This is a genomic window from Fodinicurvata halophila, from assembly GCF_042651425.1.
In the GTDB taxonomy this organism is placed as follows: Bacteria; Pseudomonadota; Alphaproteobacteria; order Kiloniellales; family DSM-21159; genus Fodinicurvata; species Fodinicurvata halophila.
Genome location: NZ_JBHSCW010000003.1, coordinates 770,814 through 791,378, shown reverse-complemented (window position 1 = coordinate 791,378; position 20,565 = coordinate 770,814). Strand labels below are relative to the sequence as shown.

The 20,565-nt window shown below is 61.3% G+C and carries 23 protein-coding genes and 1 tRNA gene; 10 read left to right on the top strand and 14 right to left on the bottom strand.

The genetic code is table 11. The annotated features are described in order from the left end of the window. Nucleotides 1-29 precede the first annotated feature (29 nt). Entirely contained in the window at nucleotides 30-1,817 is a 1,788-nt protein-coding gene (aspS, locus tag ACFOW6_RS08545; RefSeq protein ID WP_382421914.1) for an aspartate--tRNA ligase, read from the top strand. Nucleotides 1,818-1,921: 104 nt separating this feature from the next. After that, on the top strand, nucleotides 1,922-2,308 hold the full coding sequence (locus ACFOW6_RS08540; RefSeq protein ID WP_382421913.1) for a hypothetical protein: 387 nt from the start codon (nucleotides 1,922-1,924) through the stop codon (nucleotides 2,306-2,308). 4 nt (nucleotides 2,309-2,312) lie between these two features. Here ACFOW6_RS08540 and radC read toward each other — a convergent pair whose 3' ends face one another. The 3 genes from radC to sfsA all read right to left on the bottom strand — a co-directional run bounded on the left by radC (nucleotide 2,313) and on the right by sfsA (nucleotide 4,677). After that, complete coding sequence (gene radC, locus ACFOW6_RS08535; protein ID WP_382421912.1) at nucleotides 2,313-3,002, bottom strand: RadC family protein; 690 nt, start codon at nucleotides 3,000-3,002, stop codon at nucleotides 2,313-2,315. A 17-nt stretch (nucleotides 3,003-3,019) separates the two neighbouring features. Further along, entirely contained in the window at nucleotides 3,020-3,835 is an 816-nt protein-coding gene (map, locus tag ACFOW6_RS08530) for a type I methionyl aminopeptidase (RefSeq protein ID WP_382421911.1), read from the bottom strand. A gap of 128 nt (nucleotides 3,836-3,963) precedes the next feature. Further along, nucleotides 3,964-4,677 (bottom strand): DNA/RNA nuclease SfsA, encoded by a 714-nt coding sequence (gene sfsA, locus ACFOW6_RS08525; protein WP_382421910.1) that lies wholly within the window; start codon nucleotides 4,675-4,677, stop codon nucleotides 3,964-3,966. Nucleotides 4,678-4,771: 94 nt separating this feature from the next. Here sfsA and ACFOW6_RS08520 point away from each other — a divergent pair, with 94 nt between their 5' ends. Then, the gene (locus tag ACFOW6_RS08520) at nucleotides 4,772-5,215 is read left to right on the top strand and encodes a hypothetical protein (RefSeq protein ID WP_382421909.1); all 444 of its coding nucleotides are present in this window, start codon (nucleotides 4,772-4,774) and stop codon (nucleotides 5,213-5,215) included. Beyond that, nucleotides 5,212-5,967, top strand: a complete 756-nt coding sequence (locus ACFOW6_RS08515; protein ID WP_382421908.1) for a competence/damage-inducible protein A — start codon at nucleotides 5,212-5,214, stop codon at nucleotides 5,965-5,967. Before ACFOW6_RS08520 ends, ACFOW6_RS08515 begins: the two co-directional genes overlap by 4 nt. 18 nt (nucleotides 5,968-5,985) lie before the next feature. On the opposite strand, the gene ACFOW6_RS08510 is transcribed toward ACFOW6_RS08515, so the two are convergent. From ACFOW6_RS08510 to ACFOW6_RS08480, 7 genes are all read right to left on the bottom strand, one after another. Next, nucleotides 5,986-7,227, bottom strand: coding sequence for a hypothetical protein (locus tag ACFOW6_RS08510; protein ID WP_382421907.1), 1,242 nt, complete (start codon nucleotides 7,225-7,227; stop codon nucleotides 5,986-5,988). A gap of 193 nt (nucleotides 7,228-7,420) precedes the next feature. Next, a complete protein-coding gene (locus ACFOW6_RS08505) occupies nucleotides 7,421-7,825 on the bottom strand; it encodes a VOC family protein (protein WP_382421906.1) in 405 nt (134 codons plus the stop codon). 70 nt (nucleotides 7,826-7,895) lie between these two features. Next, nucleotides 7,896-7,981: transfer RNA gene (locus tag ACFOW6_RS08500), tRNA-Leu, on the bottom strand. Nucleotides 7,982-8,040: 59 nt separating this feature from the next. Then, nucleotides 8,041-8,235: a hypothetical protein gene (locus ACFOW6_RS08495; RefSeq protein ID WP_382421905.1), complete on the bottom strand. Its 195-nt coding sequence runs from the start codon at nucleotides 8,233-8,235 to the stop codon at nucleotides 8,041-8,043. Continuing rightward, complete coding sequence (locus ACFOW6_RS08490; RefSeq protein WP_382421904.1) at nucleotides 8,232-9,338, bottom strand: AbrB family transcriptional regulator; 1,107 nt, start codon at nucleotides 9,336-9,338, stop codon at nucleotides 8,232-8,234. The genes ACFOW6_RS08495 and ACFOW6_RS08490 overlap by 4 nt, the downstream gene beginning before the upstream one ends. Nucleotides 9,339-9,381: 43 nt before the next feature. Continuing rightward, on the bottom strand, nucleotides 9,382-10,560 hold the full coding sequence (argE, locus tag ACFOW6_RS08485) for an acetylornithine deacetylase (protein WP_382421903.1): 1,179 nt from the start codon (nucleotides 10,558-10,560) through the stop codon (nucleotides 9,382-9,384). 131 nt (nucleotides 10,561-10,691) lie between these two features. After that, entirely contained in the window at nucleotides 10,692-11,615 is a 924-nt protein-coding gene (locus tag ACFOW6_RS08480; protein ID WP_382421902.1) for a transcriptional regulator GcvA, read from the bottom strand. Nucleotides 11,616-11,760: 145 nt separating this feature from the next. Between ACFOW6_RS08480 and ACFOW6_RS08475 the strand changes: the two genes are divergently transcribed. Further along, complete coding sequence (locus tag ACFOW6_RS08475; protein WP_382421901.1) at nucleotides 11,761-12,000, top strand: DUF1127 domain-containing protein; 240 nt, start codon at nucleotides 11,761-11,763, stop codon at nucleotides 11,998-12,000. A gap of 72 nt (nucleotides 12,001-12,072) precedes the next feature. On the opposite strand, the gene ACFOW6_RS08470 is transcribed toward ACFOW6_RS08475, so the two are convergent. Together ACFOW6_RS08470 and moaA are read right to left on the bottom strand one after the other, a co-directional pair. Further along, nucleotides 12,073-12,849: an NAD kinase gene (locus ACFOW6_RS08470; RefSeq protein ID WP_382421900.1), complete on the bottom strand. Its 777-nt coding sequence runs from the start codon at nucleotides 12,847-12,849 to the stop codon at nucleotides 12,073-12,075. Between the two features lie 120 nt (nucleotides 12,850-12,969). After that, on the bottom strand, nucleotides 12,970-14,016 hold the full coding sequence (gene moaA, locus ACFOW6_RS08465; protein ID WP_382422105.1) for a GTP 3',8-cyclase MoaA: 1,047 nt from the start codon (nucleotides 14,014-14,016) through the stop codon (nucleotides 12,970-12,972). A 162-nt stretch (nucleotides 14,017-14,178) separates the two neighbouring features. Here moaA and ACFOW6_RS08460 point away from each other — a divergent pair, with 162 nt between their 5' ends. Then, nucleotides 14,179-14,511 carry a hypothetical protein gene (locus ACFOW6_RS08460; RefSeq protein ID WP_382421899.1) on the top strand — a complete coding sequence of 111 codons (333 nt, stop codon included), beginning with the start codon at nucleotides 14,179-14,181 and terminating at the stop codon, nucleotides 14,509-14,511. 9 nt (nucleotides 14,512-14,520) lie between these two features. On the opposite strand, the gene ACFOW6_RS08455 is transcribed toward ACFOW6_RS08460, so the two are convergent. Next, nucleotides 14,521-15,387, bottom strand: a complete 867-nt coding sequence (locus ACFOW6_RS08455) for an NlpC/P60 family protein (RefSeq protein ID WP_382421898.1) — start codon at nucleotides 15,385-15,387, stop codon at nucleotides 14,521-14,523. After that, nucleotides 15,384-17,459: a 4Fe-4S binding protein gene (locus ACFOW6_RS08450; RefSeq protein ID WP_382421897.1), complete on the bottom strand. Its 2,076-nt coding sequence runs from the start codon at nucleotides 17,457-17,459 to the stop codon at nucleotides 15,384-15,386. The genes ACFOW6_RS08455 and ACFOW6_RS08450 overlap by 4 nt, the downstream gene beginning before the upstream one ends. A gap of 247 nt (nucleotides 17,460-17,706) precedes the next feature. Here ACFOW6_RS08450 and fdhD point away from each other — a divergent pair, with 247 nt between their 5' ends. The 4 genes from fdhD (at nucleotide 17,707) to ACFOW6_RS08430 (ending at nucleotide 20,494) form a co-directional block, all read left to right on the top strand. Further along, a complete protein-coding gene (gene fdhD / locus ACFOW6_RS08445) occupies nucleotides 17,707-18,612 on the top strand; it encodes a formate dehydrogenase accessory sulfurtransferase FdhD (RefSeq protein ID WP_382421896.1) in 906 nt (301 codons plus the stop codon). Continuing rightward, entirely contained in the window at nucleotides 18,609-19,223 is a 615-nt protein-coding gene (mobA, locus tag ACFOW6_RS08440; RefSeq protein ID WP_382421895.1) for a molybdenum cofactor guanylyltransferase MobA, read from the top strand. The genes fdhD and mobA overlap by 4 nt, the downstream gene beginning before the upstream one ends. A 73-nt stretch (nucleotides 19,224-19,296) precedes the next feature. Continuing rightward, nucleotides 19,297-19,836, top strand: a complete 540-nt coding sequence (locus ACFOW6_RS08435; RefSeq protein ID WP_382421894.1) for a DUF3305 domain-containing protein — start codon at nucleotides 19,297-19,299, stop codon at nucleotides 19,834-19,836. Continuing rightward, complete coding sequence (locus tag ACFOW6_RS08430) at nucleotides 19,829-20,494, top strand: DUF3306 domain-containing protein (RefSeq protein ID WP_382421893.1); 666 nt, start codon at nucleotides 19,829-19,831, stop codon at nucleotides 20,492-20,494. The genes ACFOW6_RS08435 and ACFOW6_RS08430 overlap by 8 nt, the downstream gene beginning before the upstream one ends. Nucleotides 20,495-20,565 lie beyond the last annotated feature (71 nt).

The window sequence follows — 20,565 nt, the reverse complement described above, 5'->3', positions numbered from 1 at the left end:
GCCGCCAACCCAAAGACGGAAGAAATCCCATGCATCCCTTTCGCACGCATACTTGTGGCCAGATTCGCGCGGCCGATGCCGGAACGCAGGTCCGCCTGTCCGGGTGGGTCCACCGCAAGCGCGATCACGGGCAACTGCTCTTCGTCGACTTGCGTGACCACTACGGGTTGACCCAGTGCGTGATCGATATCTCAGCCGAGATCTTCCCCCAGGTGGAGGACGTCCGGCTGGAATCGGTGGTGACCATCACGGGAGCCGTGGTGCGCCGCACGGAGGAGACGGTCAATCCCAACCTGCCGACCGGTGAGGTGGAGGTCCGCATCGAGAGCTTCGAGGTGCAGTCCCAGGCCGACCAGGTTCCGCTGCAGGTCAATTCCGAAGAGGATGCGGGGGAGGAATTCCGTCTGCGCTATCGCTATCTCGACCTGCGCCGCGAGAAGATGCAGCGCAAGATCACCCTGCGCAGCCAGGTTATCGATTCCATTCGCCGGCGCATGGTCGAGCAGGGGTTTCACGAGTTCCAGACGCCGATCCTGACGGCCTCCAGCCCGGAAGGCGCGCGGGACTATCTGGTGCCCAGCCGCCTGCATCCCGGCAAGTTCTACGCGCTGCCCCAGGCGCCGCAGATGTTCAAGCAGTTGCTGATGGTGGCCGGCTTCGATCGCTACTTCCAGATCGCGCCCTGTTTTCGTGACGAGGATAGCCGTGCGGATCGCTCGCCCGGCGAGTTCTATCAGCTCGACTTCGAGATGAGCTTCGTCACCCAGGACGACGTCTTCGCTGCGCTCGAGCCGGTACTCCAGGGGGTGTTCGAGGAATTTGCCGACGGCCGCAAGGTGACCCAGGCACCGTTCCCGCGCATTCCTTATCACGAGGCGCTGCGCAAGTACGGATCCGACAAGCCGGACCTGCGCAATCCCATCGAGATGCAGGAGGTGACCGACGCCTTCCGGGACTCCGGGTTCAAGGTCTTCGCCGGCATGATCGAGAAGGATCCCAAGGTCGAGGTCTGGGCTATTCCTGCGCCAGGCGGCGGCAGCCGGGCTTTCTGCGACCGCATGAATTCCTGGGCCCAGGGCGAGGGGCAGCCGGGACTGGGGTATATCTTCTTCCGTGAAGGTGAGGGTGCCGGTCCGGTGGCCAAGAACATCGGTTCCGAACGCACAGAGGCCATTCGTGCGCAGTTGAACTTGAACGACGGAGATGCGGTCTTCTTTGTCGCCGGCGTGCCCAAGAAGTTCGCTGCCTTTGCCGGTCTGGCCCGCACCCGCGTGGGACAGGAACTGGACCTGATCAAGAAGGGCGATTTCCGTTTCTGCTGGATCGTCGATTTTCCCATGTACGAGCAGGACGAGGACACCGGCCAGATCGAGTTTTCGCATAACCCCTTCTCCATGCCCCAGGGTGGCCTGGAGGCGCTGGAGAACGAGGACCCGCTGGAGATCAAGGCCTTCCAGTACGACATCGTCTGCAATGGCGTGGAACTGTCATCTGGGGCCATCCGGAACCATCTGCCCGAGGTCATGATCAAGGCCTTCCGGATTGCCGGCTATGATCGGGACGAGGTCGAGGCCCGCTTCTCCGGGCTCTTCAACGCCTTGCGCTATGGCGCACCGCCGCATGGTGGATCGGCTCCGGGCATCGACCGCATCGTCATGCTGTTGGCGGACGAACCCAACATCCGCGAGGTGATTGCCTTCCCGATGAACCAGCGGGCCGAGGACCTGATGATGGGGGCACCGGCCGCGGTGCCGCCGGAACGCCTGAAGGAGCTGCACCTGCGTCAGGTCCTGCCGCAGAAGCCTGCCGCCTCTTGACCCCTGGAAATCGGCGGACGCCGTCTTGCCAGGGCTTGCGGAAATCCTGGAGTTTCCCAGTTGTAGGAACAGTCAGTGCCATGCATGACGTGGGAGGAAGGGATATGTGCGGATTGCGCAGAGGGGTTCTGAGATTTGCCCCTGTCTTGATGGCCGGAGGGCTGCTGGCCGCGGCATTTCCCGCCTATGGCGGAGAGGCCGATGTCGTTGATGTCCAGGTTCACGGAGCCGAGGGAAGCTACAGCTTCCAGGTAACCGTTCGCCATGCTGATGAAGGCTGGGATCACTATGCCGATGCTTGGGAAGTTGTCGGTCCCGATGGAGAGGTCCTCGCGATTCGCGAACTGGCCCATCCCCATGTCGAGGAACAGCCCTTCACCCGAAGCCTTCCGAACGTACAGATTCCGGAGGGTGTCGAGACGGTCACGATCCGGGCCCGCGACAGCGTCCACGGCTACGGCGGCGAAGAGGTAAGCGTCGAGCTGCCGTGAGCTCTCAGAGCAATCCGAGACTGCGGAAACTGCTGTGGCCCTGACGGCCGATGATGATGTGGTCGTGAACTTCTATGCCCAGGTGACTTGCTGCAGTGCGGATCTGCTTGGTCATCTCGATGTCTGCCTGCGAGGGCGTAGGGTCGCCACTGGGGTGGTTGTGTACGAGTATCAGGGCTGAGGCGCCGAGTTCCAGTGCCCGCTTGACCACTTCGCGCGGATAGACGGGCGTGTGATCCACTGTGCCGCGCTGCTGGCGTTCGTCGGCGATCAGCTTGTTCTTGCGGTCGAGAAACAGCAGGTGGAAATTCTCGACCTTCTCGTGGGCGAGCTGCAGATGGCAATAGGTGAGAAGCTTGTCCCACGACGAGATCACGGGCCGTTCGTGGGCTTCCTCGCGAGCCAGGCGCTGGGCGGCTTCGGTGACCACCTTCACGGTGGCTGCACCGGAGGTGCCCATGTGCGGCACTTTCTGCAGCTGTTCGGTTGGCGCATTGAGGACGCCGCCCAGCGATCCGAATTCCCGGATCAGCGCCTTGGCCAGCGGCTTCGTGTCGCCACGTGTCTTTGCTGCGAAGAGCAGCATTTCCAGGATTTCGTAGTCGGCGAGCGCCGTGCTGCCACGCTCGAGAAACCTCTCGCGCAGGCGTTGGCGATGGCCGCTCGGGCCGTTATCCGCTGGCGGGCCGCTCACGGGCTCTCAGCGGCAGGTCAGGGCACGTCGACGTAGGGCGGAGCAGTCCAGCCCTTCGGCGAGTAGGTAAAGACCTCGTGACCGTCGGCCGTGACTCCCAGGGAATGCTCGAACTGGGCCGAAAGGGAACGATCCCGTGTCACGGCCGTCCAGCCGTCCTCCAGGATCTTCACGTCATAGCGTCCGGTGTTCACCATGGGCTCGATGGTGAAGAACATGCCTTCCTGCAGTTCGACTCCCGTTCCGGGCTTGCCGTAGTGCAGGACGCTGGGTGCCTCGTGGAAGACCGTGCCCAGGCCATGACCGCAGAAATCCCGCACCACCGAATAGCGATGCTCTTCCACATAGCTCTGGATGGCGTGGCCGACATCGCCCAGCGTTGCACCAGGGCGGACCGCCGCGATACCGCGCATCATGCCCTCGTAGGTGACCTCGACCAGCTTGCGAGCCTTCACCGGGACCTTGTCGCCGATCAGGAACATCCGGCTGGTGTCGCCGTGCCAGCCGTCCAGGATCACGGTCACGTCGATGTTCATGATGTCGCCGTCGCGCAGCTTGCGCTCCTCCGAGGGAATGCCGTGGCAGACCACGTGGTTGATCGACGTGCAGATGGACTTGGGAAAGCCCTTGTAATTCAGCGGTGCCGGGGTGGCGTTGTGCTCAAGGATGAAGTCGTGACACAGGCGATCCAGTTCACCGGTGGTCACGCCCGGTTTCACGTAGGGGGTGATATAGTCCAGTGTTTCGGCCGCCAGCTTGCCGGCGCGTCGCATCCCCTCGAAATCTTCCGCCGGATGAATTGTAATCCGTCGTTGCTCGCGTTGCGCAAGCATGGAGTCGTCCTGCTGCATTGGTTCCTGAACCCGATGGCGCCGATAATCCTCGGCAGTAAGTCACGAAACCCTAACTTCGCGCCTTTTCCGTTTTAGTTCAAGTTCAGCCCTGAAAGGCAATAAGGCTCTTATGCTCCTGTTGCCTGCAGCGTGAGCGGCCGGCGCAGTTGGATGCCTTCGGTCGTGATTTCGCAATCGTAGCAGAGGGCTTCGACGCCTGCTTCCAGGGCCTCCCGGAAACTGTGGGCATAGAGCGGGTCGATGTCCTCTGCAGGACGGAATCGGGTGCAATCCATGCGCTGAACGACGAAGAGCATGACGGCCCGATGGCCGTTGGCCACCATCTGCATCAACTCGCGCAGGTGACGGCTGCCGCGGGCCGTGACCGAGTCCGGAAACTCCGCCAAATCCCCCGTGCGACGCAGGTGAACGTTCTTGACCTCCAGGTAACAGTCCTGTCGCCCCGGTTCGCGCAGCAGGAAGTCGACGCGACTTTTCTCGCCATAGCGGACCTCGCGGCGGATGTCCCCGTAGTCGGCCAGCTGTTCTATCTTTCCGCTTTCCAGGGCTTCGGCGACCAGTCGGTTGGGCAGGTTCGTGTTGATGCCCACCAGATCCCCGTCCGCCCTCGAGATCTCCCAAGTGTAGGGGTATTTTCTCTTGCCCGCCCCATTCCAGGACAGCCAGACGGGTGATCCAGGCGCATCCAGTCCCAGCATAGATCCCGGGTTGGGGCAGTGCACGACGGTTTCCCGCTCGTCACCCTCAAGAACGACGTCGGCAAGGAAGCGTTTGTAGCGGCGCAGAAGGCGCGCTTTGTGCAGAGGAGAGGGAAATTTCATGAGCTGTTTCAACTCCCGCCCCATGGGACGATTTTTGATGCGTGAACGCCTGTTGAGCTTGCACTTTTAGGACGTTCGGCACAGTCTTGCACCTATGAATAACAGTCGACTGCCATACGTTCTTCCTGCCTTGCGCGCGGCCGCCGTTTCGGCAGGGATCCTTGTCTTCCTGGGCGCCTGTGCGCAAGACTCCCAGCGGCAGGTCCAGGAACAGCAGAGCCCCACTGTTTCGAGCACTCCACGCCAGGATGCCCGTCCGCCGCTGCTTATGGGCGATGGCATCTCGGACAAATGGCGTGAACAGGGCAGCGATGACGTCTCGGAACAGGATGCCCTGGAGAGCTGCAATGCTTATGCCAATGCCATCGTGGCCAGGGATCGGCGCATCGAGACCGACCGCAATGCCGGCCTGGATACGGGCGGGCCGCTCTCCGGCTCGTCGCAGCTGGGGGAGAGCATGCGGATTCAGGGCGAGAAGAATGCCTACGAACAGCATTTCTCGCAGTGCATGGAAAATCGGGGCTACGCGGAAGAGTGAGTGAACAGGAAAAGATCGTCACGGCCTGCCTGATCATCATCGGCAACGAGATTCTTTCGGGCCGAACACAGGATGCCAATCTCGGGTTTCTCGGGCGCCGGCTCAATGAAGAGGGCGTGCGGCTGGCCGAAGTGCGTGTCCTGCCGGATTCAATGGAGGTGCTGGTCCCAGCGGTACAGGAGGTAAGCCGCAGGTTCGACTACGTCTTTACTACCGGCGGGATCGGCCCCACCCACGATGACATCACAGTCGACTGCATTGCGGCCGCCTTCGAGGTGCCGGTCATCGAGCATCCGGAAGCCCGGCGTATCCTGGAGGAATATTACGGCGACGGCCTGACGCCGGCGCGCCTGCGCATGGCGCGCGCGCCCTCCGGCGCGAGCCTGGTGCCAAATCCGGTAAGTGGCGCACCGGGCCTCCGAATCGAGAATGTCTATATCTTTGCCGGTGTGCCCCGCATCATGCAGGCGCAGTTCGATGCCATCGCCCATGAGTTGAGCGGTGGGGCCCCGTTACTTTCCGAGAGCATTGCCGTCTCTCTTCCGGAATCGGTCGTGGCTGGCGGTCTGGCCGAGATACAGTTGCAACATGGCAACGTGGAAATCGGCAGCTATCCCTTCCAGAAAGGGGGGCGCTTCGGGACGACCCTGGTGGTGCGCTCGGTGGATGGGCAGGCCTTGCGCGCAGCTTCGGAGGACATCGTTGCTCTGGTGACCGCACTGGGTGGTGATTTGGACAGCAGCGTCGCCTGAGCATTCGGCCTTCGGCGGTCAACGCCCTCGGGCGCGTGGCAGTCCGTCCACGTAGTGGCCCTGGAAAAGCTGGATCCCGAATTTCTGACCGAACCGGATGATCTTCTCGTCCTGACAACGATGCAGGATGGTGTGCTCGGAACCGTTGCGCTGGACCAGTTCGTGCAGTTCGCGGGCGATGCTGTTGTTGAAGCGCCTTGGCCAGGAATCGTCCCAGAGCAGCTTGACATAGTCGACCTGGAGCTGGTGCCGGTCGACGTACGAAAAGCCATCGAGACGGATCCCGTCGATACAGAGGCGATACCCCTGCTGGCGCACGAAGTCCCTGGCAAAGGTGAAGTTCTTGTAGTCGCTGAAGACGTCGTCGTACTGAAGCTCGAGCATCAACCGCCCGCGCAGGCCGATGGGCATTTCCTGGTCAAACTTCAGGAACTTCTGCGAATGCAGGGTGGACACGTTGATGTTGATGGACACCATCTCTTTGCTGGAGCGCGAGGCCTCGTGCCGCAGGACGACAAGCATCCGCAGGTCCAGGATCTGGGTCAGGTACTTGAACAGCGCTCGGTTGTCCAGGAGGTCGGTTCCGGGTAGCAGGCAGCGCTCCACCTCGCGAATGGAAGTGTAGTATTCCGTAAAGACCGGTTTCGAGCGGAGATCTTCCGTCAGGTGGCAGGCGGATTGCTGACGCACCAGATCCGTGATGTCGGCGTTCTCCAGCAAACGCTCCAGTTCGGCCAGTCCCTTGCTGTCCAGGGGGCGGCGCTCTTCGAATCCCTCCGGAACCGTGGCTGTTCCTTCGGCATAGGCCCGCTGCTCGCGCACGGCCATATTGCGTATGTGCGAGAGGAACTGCTCGTAATAGAGATCCAGGGTGAATCGCAGGAGGATCTCCTCGCGCCTGAGCACCTCCAGCGAGACATCATGATCCTGAAGGAGACTGGCGAGCTTGCCTTCCGCGGCGTCCAGTGCCTTGAGCTGGCGGGTGAGCCCGATGAAGACGATGTCCTGATTGTGGAGGTGATAGATTTCACCCTCCAGAACAGAGAGGGATGTCTCGAAAACCGTGGCGATGATGCGCGCCTGATGCAGGTTGAATCCCTTCTCGGACAGCTTCGAGATTCGAAGGTGCACCGCCGTGCGCCCCATGCAGTGGCCCTTCAACTGCTCGACCTTGGACAGGAGAGCGACCGCCCTGTGGCGGCGAACCTGGTCCGAGGTGTCCGTTCCGACTGTCTTCTGTTGTGCTGTCGTAGACTCCACCAGTTTCCACCTATTGATTCTACTATGGCTGTTATTTTCAGCCATAAATTGATCGTTTTCTACCTACGCAAAGACACCGAGCGGCAAGCTGCATCTGTGATACCCAGATTAGTTGGGAAAAGGTGAAGATTATCTTACGTTGCCCACCACTTTGAGCCTCTGAAGGCACCGCGGTAACGAAGGAACAGGGGACTCAATCGCTTACGTCGCCCCGGAAGACGACATGAACCTTGTTGCCATCCGGATCACGGAGGTAAGCACCGTAATATCCCTCCCCGTAATGGGGGCGGGGTCCGGGAGGGCCCTCATCGCGGCCTCCGGCGTTCAATCCCGCCTGATAGGCTGCATCAACCGCCTCTGGCGAGGGTGCGGAAAATGCGACCATGCAGCCGTTTCCCACGGTTGCGGGTTTCCCGTCGAAAGGTATGTGCGCGTAAAAGACGGACAGGGAGGTACCGGGGTGTCCCCAGCAAGCGGCGTCGGGACCGCCATCGGGCTCGCTGTCCTGACGTTGCAGGCCAATAGGGCCCAAAAGCCCGTCGTAGAATTTTCCGGCACGTTCGAGATCCTGGGTGCCAAGCGTCACATGACTGAACATCGCGCTGTTCTCCTATCCAAAAGGTGTCTCAGAAGATGGAGAAAATGAGTCTCAGGGGCCGGATTTTCGATGGTGCGGACGGCGGGACTCGAACCCGCACGGGCTAGGCCCTCAGGATTTTAAGTCCTGTGTGTCTACCTGTTCCACCACGTCCGCAACTGTCCTGTTCTCTAGCAGTCGGATGCAGCGCCTGCAACGTGCAGGGAGTGGGGATGTCATTTTCTTCCGCGCCGCTGGCGCAGGTAGGCGATCAGCAGGAAACCGGCCACAAGCGCGATTGTCAGGGGAGCGACCACCACAAGCAGGGGCAGGGCGGCAAACAGCAGCGCCAGCAGTCCAAACCCGATGGCAAGCAGGATCAGGCAGAGCAGGACGCCGAAGGCGTTGCCCAGAATGTCCCTCCCTTTCATGGCAGGTCCTTCTCCTCTATGGCGGTCTCCTTCCTTTCCCCGATCCTCTGGTTTATCAGGCGGTATATGGGGCCGGCGCAGATGACGATCAGGGCTATGCGCACAATGTGGTGTGTGGCGACCAGCGCTGCATCGGCGCCAAGGGCAATGGCGATCAGGCTCATCTCTGCCAGTCCCCCGGGTGCGTAGGCGAGAACCAGGGGGGAGAGGTCCAGAGGTGTCAGCAGGACCAGGAAACCGGCCAGTCCCAGCGTGATCATGATCAGCAGCAGCGTGGCTCCCGCTGAATGCACGATGGTTCGCAGCACCATCCTGACGGTGGTGCCATAAAAGCGCGCTCCGATGGCCGTTCCGATCGCTACCTGGGCCATGGCAACGAGGTCCATGGGTGGTGCTGCACTGGTCCAGCCGAAAAGATGGACGATCGAACTGAGAACCATGGGACCGACCACAGGAGCTGCCGGGACCTTCAGGGCGCGGGCCCCAAAGAAACCGGCAATGGCACAAAGGCCTAGCAGGAGGTACGCCGTTATGCCGATATCATTCCAACCGGGGCCAACTCCGCCGGTCTGTCCCGGCTCCAGGTCGGAAAGCCAGTAGAAGCCGAAGGGAATGGCAATGACGATCAGCAGGATGCGGGTCGCATGGACCAGGGATATGACACGCGCGTCACCCCCGTAGTGACCGCCCAGCAAGACCATTTCGCTGAGCCCGCCGGGGGTGGCGGAAAAATACGCACTGGCAGAATCGTAGCCGCAGACACGACGGAAATAGAGATACCCGCAGGCCGTCGACAGGATAATATAGAAACTGACCAGGGCCAGGCTGCCGCTCCAGGCGCCTATGACGGACAGTATCTCGGGAGTGAAGCCGCTGCCCAGCATGACGCCGAGGATCGTTATCATGGCCGTACGCAGGCCGGAGGCCATGGCGATGGGGGCGCCCATCATCGCGGCCACGGTGGTGAACACCATGGAGCCGATCATCCAGGGCAAGGGAAGGTTGATGCTGAAGGCAAGCCAGCCGCCCGCCCCTCCGATAGCCAGGGCGAGCAGGATACTCAGCCAGCGTTGAGGAGTGCTCTGGTGGACTGCGGGTTTCACCTTTCCGGATCCAGGTGCAGGGAAAAGACGGGGTTCGGGTTGCTCAAGATGTCGTGGGGGCGTCGTCGAGTTTCTTCAGCAGGCGTTCCATGAAGGCTTCGCCACGCGCAACCTGTTCAAGGGAAATGAACTCGTCGGGCTTGTGCGCCTGCTCGATGAACCCGGGACCGCAGACGACAGCCGGAATGTCCCGGGCGGCAATCTGTCCAGCTTCAGTTCCGAAGGCGACCTTGGCCGTACTGTTCATTTCGGCCAGGGACTTGGCAAGGGTCACTACCTCGTGGTCGTCCGGCGTGTCGAGGCCGGCAAAAGTGGCCCCCTGTACGAAGGTGATGCCGGTCTCCGCGGCAATGGCCTGCATCTCGGGCTCGAGCTCCTTGTCCGCGTAGCCTTTCAGGTCGTTGAAGAGAAGCCGGGGGTCATCTCCCGGCAGGCAACGGAACTCGAACTCGAAGGAACAGTCCCTGGGGACGATGTTGACGGCAGTGCCGCCTTCGATGGTGCCCACGTGAACCGTGCTGAAAGGGATGTCGTAGTCGTGGTCGAAAGGCCCTTGCTCGGCCTTGAGGCGCCCCATCTCCACCAGGCGGTTGATCAGCCGGGCGGCATATTGAATGGCATTGACGCCCTGGGGGGCGAGGGATGAGTGGCATTCGTGGCCTCGCACATGGCACTTGAAGCCAAGGCGCCCCTTGTGCGCATTGACCACGTGCATGCCGGTCGGCTCTCCGATGATCGCGCAGCGCGGCCGGATTTCCTTCCGCGCAAGATGGTCGAGCAGGGGGCCGACACCGACGCAGCCGATCTCCTCGTCGTATGTGAAGCAGAAGTGAACCGGCAGGTTCCGTGCGTGTTTCAGGAATTCCGGGGCATAGACCAGGCAGAGTGCCACGAAGGATTTCATGTCGCAGGTGCCGCGCCCATAGAGTCGGCCGTCGCGTTCCGTAAGGGACCAGGGATCCTGGCTCCAGTCCTGGCCGTCGATCGGCACCACGTCGGTGTGTCCGGACAATGCGATCCCGCCGCGATCGGCCGGGCCCAGTGTGGCATATAGATTTGCCTTGCGCTGGTCCGGCGAATGCACGAGCTCGCTTTCGACACCCAACTCAGACAGGTAGTCGGCGATGAAGCTGATCAGGTCGAGGTTGGAATTGCGGCTGGTCGTGTCGTGGGAGATCAGCCGTTCAATCATGCGGCGGCTCTCGAGACGTATGTCAGACATGAATATCTATCCTCTTCCGGGAATGTCCGGAACATTCTCTTGTCATGAAGAAATCGGGAAGGCGCCGGGAACGGCAGACGCAGTTTGCAACATTCCTGGACTTTAGGCCCTTCGAGGGAAGGAAAAAAGGGTCAGGCCGTCTCTATGGCGGTTTCCGTCTTCCGGGCCTCCTCCTGGATCCAGTCGTGGAAGATCCGAACGTATTCCTGTTCCATCAGGCTTGGACGGGTGACGAAGTAATAGTTGTACCCTGTCGGAACCTCGGGACCGAAGGGTTTGACCAGGAGGCCCTTGTGCATGTCATCAACGGCAAGAGAGGCGCGCGCCAAGGCCACGCCCTGGCCAGCGATTGCCGCGGTCAGAAGCATGCTGGAATCATTGAACCAGGGGCCCCGCCGTGTCGCCAGTTCGGGAGCGCCGGCGATTTCCAGCCACCCCTGCCAGTCGACTTCGATATCACCGCCGAAGACCTCGTCATGCAGCAGGGTGTGGTGCTTCAGGTCCTGGAGCGAAGTAAGCGGCCTGGCGCCGGACAACAGGCTCGGACTGCAGACCGGGAACTTGCGGTCATGCATGAGGCGTTCCGTGTGCAACCCCGGATACTCTCCGATCCCAAAGCGCAGGCCAACATCGATGTCTTCACGCTCCAGGTCGACCACTTCGTTCTTGGAGGACACCAGGACGTCGATATCCGGGTACAACGCCTGGAAGGCGCCAAGACGCGGCAGAAGCCACTTGGCTGCGAAGGACGGCAAGGCGCTGACACGCAGGGTCGTTTCACTGTCATGCCGGACGAGCTGGCGTGTGGCATCGTTGATCAGGTTGAGGGCCTGCGTAAGCGGAGGCAGATAGTTCTGGGCGGCACCGGTCAGGACCAGGCTGCGACTTTGCCGCAAGAACAGAGGTTGCTGAAAGTAATCCTCAAGGGCGCGGATCTGGTGACTGATCGCCGCCTGGGTAACGTTCAGTTCCTCCGCCGCCTGGGTGAAGGACTTGTGCCTGGCGGCAGCCTCGAAGGCGCGCAGGGCATTCAGGGGAGGGAGCTGTCTCTTCATGATATGTCATTAGTGTAGCTAATCCATTGCATGAAATAATCCCGTTTGTCTTTCTCGTTTTCAAGGCGCAAGTTACTTTTCAACAAAAGAGCATGGGCCCGCTCTTTCAGAAACTATGACCTCTGGTTTATGAAAGGAACTAATCATGTCGCAGATTTGCGAAAGGCCGGGTCATGCCCAGGAGGTCCTGGCTCCAAGCCCCACACGCTACAGGACTATTCTGCTGCGGCTCCTGATTGTCGTGCTCGAGACCCCGGTGGTCTGGATGGAACGCTGGGAGCATCGTCAGAAACTGCGCGAACTGGATGACCGCATCCTGCACGATGTCGGTTTGAGTCGCGCAGATATTTACCAGGAGGCGCGCAAGCCCTTCTGGCGTCCATGAGACACATGCCAGACCCTGTTTGCCTGCGCTGACCGCCAATCCCGCACTCTGCCGGGTTGGCGGTTTCCTTCTTCAGGGTATGAACTGTTCCTTCAGGATTCGTTCCTCCAGATTGTGCTCGGGATCGAAGAGAAGGTGGAGTTCCGTCTTCCGGTCCTCTCGCACCCGGACCAGACGAACATTTCGAATTTCCGTGAAATCGGCCGTTGCGCTGACAGGGCGTTTGTCACTTTCGAGAATCTCCATCTCCACTTCCGCTCTCTGGGGCAACAGGGCGCCGCGCCAGCGTCGCGGGCGAAAGGCGCTGATCGGGGTGAGGGCGAGCAACGGAGTTCCCAGGGGAAGAATGGGGCCGTGGGCAGACAGGTTATAGGCAGTGCTGCCGGCCGGAGTCGCGACCAGAGCGCCGTCGCAGACCAGTTCCTCCAGGCGCACGACATCGTCGATCCGGATGCGCAGCTTGGCCGCCTGACGGCTCTGGCGGAAGAGGGCAACCTCGTTGATGGCCAGTGCTTCTGCCGGTGCGCCGTCGGTGGTTTCCGCTTGCATCTTCAGGGGATGCAGCGTGACCTTCTCGCTGCGTCCCAGGCGTTCGTACAGGTTATCCTCCCTGTACTCGTTCATGAGAAAGCCCACGGTGCCGCAGTTCATGCCGAAGATCGAGACGCCATCTCCGAACTGGGCATGCAGGGTTTCCAGCATGAATCCGTCCCCACCCAGGGCAATGATGATAACCGCGTCTCTGGGCGAGACGTTGGGGTATTGCTGTTTCATGCGCTCCGCTGCTGCCCGCGCTTCGACAGTGTCGGCATGCACGAAGGCAAGTGGAAGATTTCGGGGGTCGGACATGACGGAAGATGCGCCCTGCGATGATGACAGTGCGGCAAGTATAACGCGGCTGCCCGCGAGGAACAGCCCGGGCTGTTCCTCCGCCCGCGGTCACCTGGAGCCGATGCGGTGCAGGCGCGATCAGCCCCCGGTTACACTCATGTGGCGACTGGCAACACCTTGGGTGCGATCACGGTCGATGATGAAGTCGTGGCCCTTGGGCTTGCGTGAGATGGCTTCCCGAATGGCGTCCTTGACCAGGGTGTCGTCCTCGCTCTCGCGCAGGGGCTGACGGAGATCGGCAGCATCCTCCTGCCCCAGACACATATAGAGAGTGCCCGTGCAGGTCAGGCGCACCCGGTTGCAACTTTCGCAGAAATTATGCGTCAATGGCGTGATGAAGCCGATACGTCCGCCGGTTTCCCGGCAATAGGCATAGCGGGCCGGGCCACCGGTCTTGTGATCGCTCTCCTCGAGTGTCCAGTTCTTTGCCAGGTCGGCACGCAACTGTGAGAGGGGATAGTACTGGTCCAGGCGGTCCTCGCCGCCGATATCCCCCATGGGCATTACCTCGATGAAGGTGAGATCGAAGCCCTCGTCTCCGCACCAGGAGACCAGGTTGTCGATTTCGTCGTCATTGACGTTCTTCAGCGCGACCGTGTTGATCTTGACGGAGATCCCGGCGCGCTTGGCGGCCTGCAGGCCTTCCATGACCTTGTCGTACTTGCCCCAGCGGGTGATGGCCTTGAACTTGTCCGGGTTGAGCGTATCCATGGATACGTTGAGGCGCTTCACGCCACAGGCGGCCAGCTGGTCGGCATAGCGCGTGAGCTGGCTTGCATTGGTGGTCAGGGTCAGTTCGTCCAGGCGTCCACTGTCGAGATGGCGGGAAAGCCGCTCGATCAGCCACATGATGTTGCGGCGAACCAAGGGCTCGCCTCCCGTCAGGCGCAGTTTGCGAACGCCCAGGTCCACGAAGTTTGTGCAGAGGCGATCAAGTTCCTCCAGACTCAACACCTCGGACTTGGGCAGGAAGGTCATGTCCTCCGACATGCAGTAGACGCAGCGGAAATCGCAGCGATCCGTTACTGAGACACGCAGGTAGGTGATGGCCCGCTCGAAGGGATCGACAAGCGGGGCCTCCTGATTGGGCGCTGCGGTCTGCAAAGCTGTCTGGGTCTCTGTCATCATTTACCGCCTTGTAGCTTTCCTTGCCCCCATACCTGAATACGACGGGGCTGAACGATTCCTCGTGTTCGTCTAACATAAGTTTTTACCTGGGCAGCGACGAGTCCAAATTTTGTCGGGTTCGCTCAATCATCGAGAGGTCAAGAGTATGCAGGTCGGGCCATGAGCAATTCCCTGTTGCGCAAGATTCCGCCCGGCAGGCTTGTGGCACTGGTCGTGGTGCTGGCGTGCAGCGGCCTGCTCGTATACCTGCACTGGTCGGATCTCTTTCCGGGCGCTGCCAGGGAAGAGGCTGACGCTCAGCGTCCGAAAGATCCGGTGGAGCGCTGCATCACCGAAGAACGCGCCACGATAGATCGCATGGTCGAGGAAACGCCGGAGCTCGAAAGCCGGCGAGAGCTTTTCGTACAGCGTGCGGAGGCGCGCTGCGAGGCCACCGTCGGCTCCGGCAATTCGGCCCCGCCGGCCCAGGGGAGCGGTCAGGTGCCAGAGTGAAAGCACACCTCAGACTTCGGGGCGCCGCACGGTACGCAGCGGCCCGCCGTCCGAACGCGCGCGCTGATTCAGGGTTTCGAAGGGTTCGGTCACCACCTGCAAGGGGGCGGCCGTTGCATTGATCACACTGTCCGGGCCCAGAGCTATGGCCACATGCCCCGGCCAGTAGAGCAGGTCGCCACGATGGAAAGCGTCATCGAGGGAGCCGTATTCTCCCAGCGCGGGATCCTTCTCCTGCTGATCGCTGTCACGCGGCACATGCAGGCCAGCGGCCGCCAGAGAAAGCTGTATCAGGGCCGAGCAGTCGAGCCCCAGGCTGGAGCGTCCACCCCAGAGATAGGGGACTCCCAGAAAGTCCAGCGCCGTGGCTGTCCAGTCCGGTGCAAAGGTCTCGGCCTCCACCGCGTGGCGGGCATAGACCCATCCGCCCCTCTCCAAAAGCAGGAAGCGGCCATCACTCTCCTGCACATGCAAAGGGGTCTGCAGGCTCAGATAGCCGGTAATTGGGCTCTTTATATCGGGGGTGCTGAACAGGGGAGTTCGCGGAACGCAGACACAGTGAGTCGCTGCCGTGGCCAGCGGTGGCCCCAGATCCTGCTCATGCATGTAGCCAACGTAGCTGTCCGTCTGGCATTGGACCCATGCCCAGCCATTGTGTCGCTCGAACACCAGCAGCGCCTCGGACTGCATGAGCTGGCTATCCAGCGGCGCATCGTCTTCGGGTCGTCTCCGGAGATCGGCCAGGAGCGAGGATACGCTGGCCGGCTGGCCTTCGGTATAGCGCGTTGCCTGAACCTGCCCTTTCAGCCGAACATCTGCCAGATCCTCGCGGAAGGCAGCGCTGCGGGGATCAGGAGGGAGTGGGTCCTCATTCATGAATGCTCCCCGGAACCGGAATCGGCCACGTTCTTCTCCTTGTTCTTCTGCCGTTCCTCCCGCAGGCGCAGGTCTTCCTCGGTGGTGTACATGGCCGGGCGCGGTCCGGCGACCATCGGGGTGTTCTGATCCTCGAAGGTGGCAGTGACTCGGCAGTCCTCGCACATCCGGACGCGATCGATCTGGGATTGCTGCATGTACATGGAATGTACGCCGCTCAACTTCTCCACGATGCGCTCGATGGATTGCTTCACTCCGAAGGGCGTGCCGCAGCGAATGCAGTGGAAGGGCTCGGCCTCGTTCAGGGTGACCGGCTTCTTGGCCTCCTCCGTGAAGTCGATCTGAGGCACCAGCGTAATCACGTTCTCCGGGCAGGTGGATTGGCAGAGGCCGCACTGAACGCAGGCTTCCTCCTGGAAGCCGATCCAGGGACGATCCGGATCGTCCAGAAGCGCACCAACCGGACAGGCGGAAATGCAGGCCTGGCACAGCGTGCAGCCTTCCGTGTCAATCTCGATCCGGCCGAAAGGCGCCCCCTCCGCGAGGGGAATACGATCAACTGGGGTGGGGGCAGTGTCGTGCAAATGGCCCAGCGCCAGATAGCTGCGGCTACGCTTGGTTCCAATCGGCAGGAAATTACCCGCTGGAACAGGGGAGGAGTCGGACGTTTGCCACAGCAGGGCTTCCACCTGGTCGGGATCGATCTCATCGATAATGCGAATCTGTCCCCGGCCATGGCCCAGGCCTTCGGTGATGCTCTCGACCAGTTCCCAGGTCTCCTCCAGCACCGGCAGATCCTCGCGCTTGGAGGGGGGAAGGAGGATTGCCACCTCGGCTGCGCCGTAGGCCAAAGCGCAAAGGTAGATGTCGAAGCCGGCCTGGGTGATCTCATTGACCTCCACGGGCAGAACATTTGCCGGCAGGCCCTGGCCAAGGCGCGCCATGTAGGACAGAAGCTCTCGCCCGTGAGCACCGTCGTGCAGCAGCAGGACGGGGGTCTTGCCACCGTTCTCGCGATAACTGGAGAGCAGTACGCGAATCTTTTCTGCCAGGCTTGCGGTATCGGGCAGACGGTAATCCATGGCCCCCGTAGGGCAGGTCGCGGCACAGAGGCCGCAGCCGCCGCAGACGTAGGGGTCCACCTCGACGGTATCACCCAGGGACTGGATCGCAGACAGAGGACAGGCGTCGATGCAGCGGTTGCAGCCGTCCTGGCGGCTGCGGGAATGCGCGCAGATGGATTCATCGTAGCGCACGTAGCGCGGCTTCTCGAACTCCCCGACCAGTCCGCTTGCCTCCAGCAGGGCTTTCTGGACCGCGATCAGGTCTCCCGGATCGGGACGCAGGTACCCGTCCTGGCGGTCATGAGCGGGCAATAAGGGCGTTCCCCCGGAAAGATCGATCAGCAAGTCGCAGGACAGGCTGGTACTGCGACTCTGGCCTTCGAAGGAGAATCCCGAGCGTGAGGAAGGGCTGGGAATCGCGTAGTTCTCGATCTCGGCCTCGAAACCTCCCAGATGACCCTTCAGGTTCCGTATCCGGCCGGAGAAAACGGGGAAGCTCATGCGATCCGGTGGGATGCTGCCTTCATCCTCGGAGAGCAGGACCGTGACCTGGAGCCGGTCGCTCAACTGGCGTGCGGCTTCCAGCGCCTGCTCGGACGGGCCATAGATCAGGCAGTTGCCACCGGACGCCAGTGTGACGTTCCCGAAAGGCTGGGGCTCGACGGCAGCGGCGGCCAGCAGGGCCGCGATCTTGGGCGTGGCCTTCTCGGCATCCTTCGACCAGCCAGCCGTCTCGCGAATGTTCGTGAAGCTGACGGTTCCGCTGGACTCGAAGTCCTCGGCCACTTCGGAAAACAGCGGGGCTTCCTGGGTGCAGGCGACAAGCAGGTCCTCGCCGCTTTCCAGGGCGGCCTGGTAGTTCTCGATCTGGCTGCGGCAGAGTTGGGTGTTGAGAAAGAGCTCTCCGTCTCCTCCCGCCTTTCGGCAGGCCTTCTCGAGCCCCGCCTTGCCAAGAGGCATGGTCTTCTCGCAGTCGCAGACCAGTACGCGACGCTTGCGCATCTTCATGGCGCTATCTCTCCTGATGCCCTGATTCGAAGCCGGGCCTTTATCGTCTTGTGTCTTTGCACGATGCTAGAGCAAAGGCGAGGGAAATTGAAAGACCGCACTGTGCAAGACAGGGCGATTGTCGTCTGGGCGCACGCGATCCCATATAATGGGTTTTGAAGCAGTCGTTCCCTTAGCCACGAGGCGAGTTCGGCAAGCAATGGACGAAGACGGCAAAATGGCGAATGAACAGGCAGGAGAGACAAGGATGCTGCGCAAGGTGCGCATCACGGAAGGAGAGGTGCTGGACGAGTTCTTCGTGCGCCCCGACGTGGAGGACGAGCGCCTGGTCAGCAGGGTGCAGGGGATCGACCAGAATGGTGCGCCGATCGAAACGGACGTAGTCAGCGAGCGTCCGCTGACCCTGTACCTGAATCGCCAGGAGATCGTCACCATGATGACCATCGGCGATCATCCGGACTACCTGGCGGTCGGCTACCTGCTGAATCAGAACATGCTGCACGCGGATGACGAGATCATCGACATCGACCACGACGAGGAGCTTGGGATCGTTGTGGTGCGCACTACGCGCGAAACCGACTATGAAGAGAAACTGAAGAAGAAGGTCCAGACCTCGGGCTGTGCCCAGGGCACGGTCTTCGGCGACCTGCTCGAGAAGCTGGACGACATAACCCTCAGTTCAGACCACAATCTGAAGACTTCCTGGTTGCCGGAGCTGACGCGCAAGATCAACGGAATCCCCAGCCTCTACCTGAAAGCCGGTGCGATCCACGGCTGCGTTCTCTGTCAGGAGAACAGGCCGCTGATCTACATGGAGGATGTCGGGCGTCACAATGCCGTGGACAAGGTGGCCGGCTACATGTTCCTGCACGGCATTCCCAGTCGCGACAAGATCTTCTATACGACGGGGCGCCTGACCTCCGAGATGGTGATCAAGACGGTCCAGATGGGCATTCCCATCCTGGTCTCGCGCTCGGGCTTTACGGCCTGGGGCGTGGAACTGGCTCAGCAGGCCAGCCTGACCCTCATCGGTCGCTGTCGGGGCAGTCGCTTCATGGCCCTGGCAGGGCAGGAGCGGATTGTGTTCGATGCGCAGGAAACCTACGAGGAAGACAGCCGTCATCGGCGCAAGGCCGCCAGGGATGATGCATGATGGGCCATGCTGTTTGCGGAATACTTCTTGCCGGCGGACAATCCCGGCGCATGGGGGGAGGCGACAAGTGCCTGCGTGAACTGGCGGGCAAGACCATCCTGCAGCACGTCATGGAGCGCGTTAGCCCCCAGGTGAAGGCTCTTGCCATCAATGCCAACGGGGATCCGGCGCGCTTCGACGATTACGGGCTTCCCGTCGTGTCCGACAGCATAGAGGGCTTTGCCGGTCCGCTGGCAGGGGTACTGACCGGGATGGAGTGGGCTGCCGAGCATGTGCCGGGCTGCGAGTTGATCGCCACCTTTGCCACGGATGCTCCCTTTGTGCCGACAGATCTTGTGCCCCGTCTGCAGGCTGCGCTCGAGCGTTCGGGCTCGGATATAGCGGCCGCCTCCTCCGGAGGGCGGGCGCACCCGGTCTTCGGGCTCTGGCCGGTGGCTCTGCGCGAAGACCTGCGCGATGCCATGATCCGCGAGGAGGTCCGCAAGGTGGATGTCTTCACGGCGCGCTACAAGCTCGTCACGGTGGATTGGTCCAATGCGCCGCTCGATCCTTTCTACAACGTCAACCACCCCGAGGATTTCGACAGGGCCCTCGAATTGCTTCAACCCTGATTGCTGTTTTGTGAAAGTCGACTTTCGTTCTATTCTGAGCGGACAATAGTGGCTTCAATGCAGGACGTGTTTCGTGATTTCCACGGATGTAAGATTGCCGCTGGGGGTGGTTCTGGAAAAGCGCGAAAGCCGGAGCCGCTGGCTGGATCATGTCTGGCGTGCGGTAGAGGTTTTGCCCGGTGCGCCTCAGCGCGACCCTCTAGGCGATTGGGTTTCCCTCGGAGTTTTTGACCAGGGCGAGCGCTTCCATGCGGGGACGCTGGATCTCGAACTTACCCGCAAGATGACGGACGGTTATCGCTCGAACATCAGCCAGCGCACGCCGAGCGTCTACGTGGTCCTGCGTCAGCGCAGCACGAAGGGCGGGCAGGCGCCTCTCTATCCCTTTCATGTCACCGTCTGTCCTCTGGAGGCGGAATTCTATGCGGTGGGGGGCGAGGAAAGCGTAGAGGATGTTCCCATGCCGGAAGAAGTCATTGGCTTCGTGGAGGACTATATCCGGCGCTATCATGAGGAATTGCCTTTCCACAAGCGCAAGCGGGGCTCGAAGGAACGCGCGGAGAAGGGCAGTTTCGAGAGTTCGCAACCGGAAAGGCCGAGACGCGATGAGTGACGAGGATGCCACCTTCCTGAGACGCTGGTCGCTGCGCAAGCGTGGCAGCGAGGAGCAGGCGCGCCACAAACAGCAGGAAGAGGACGCGCAAGCGGAGATCGAGAAATCGGAACCTTCGGAAACGGGAGAGGAAGAGGTTGCGCAAGCCCCGGACGACTTGCCGGACCCGGAGACCCTGGGACGTGATGCCGACTGGTCGGCTTTCCTGAAGAAGGGCGTTCCGGAAAGCGTTCGGTACAGGGCGCTACAGCGCCTTTGGCGGTTGGACCCTGTCTATTCAAACCTGGACGGTCTTGTGGACTACGCCGATGACTATAACGACCCTGTCCTTCTCTCCCGCAAGGTGAAGACCTTGTTCCAGGTGGGCAAGGGCATGGTCCTGCCGGAGAGCGAGCAGAAGGACACAGCCGGTAAGGAAGAGAAAACCAGAACGACAGTCGAAGGGGAGTTGGCGGTGGTCCCGGCGGAGTCTGACCTGCCTGAAGCGGAGAGTGCTGCTGTCGCTGCCCCGGAAGCCCATTCCGATACACCGCTGAGCGAAAACAGCGAGTCTTCCTCCTTACGCAATCACGAAATCGCTCCTCAGGCGAAGAAGGCAGAGTCCCTTCGAGAAAAATCAGGGGACTCCGCTTTGAAGCGCCGTTGGGGGCAAAGCTGATCACTACCGTGGCAGGCAGAAGAGCTGTCTTGAATGCCGCAATGCAGCATCGCCTCTTATTGACAGGCGAC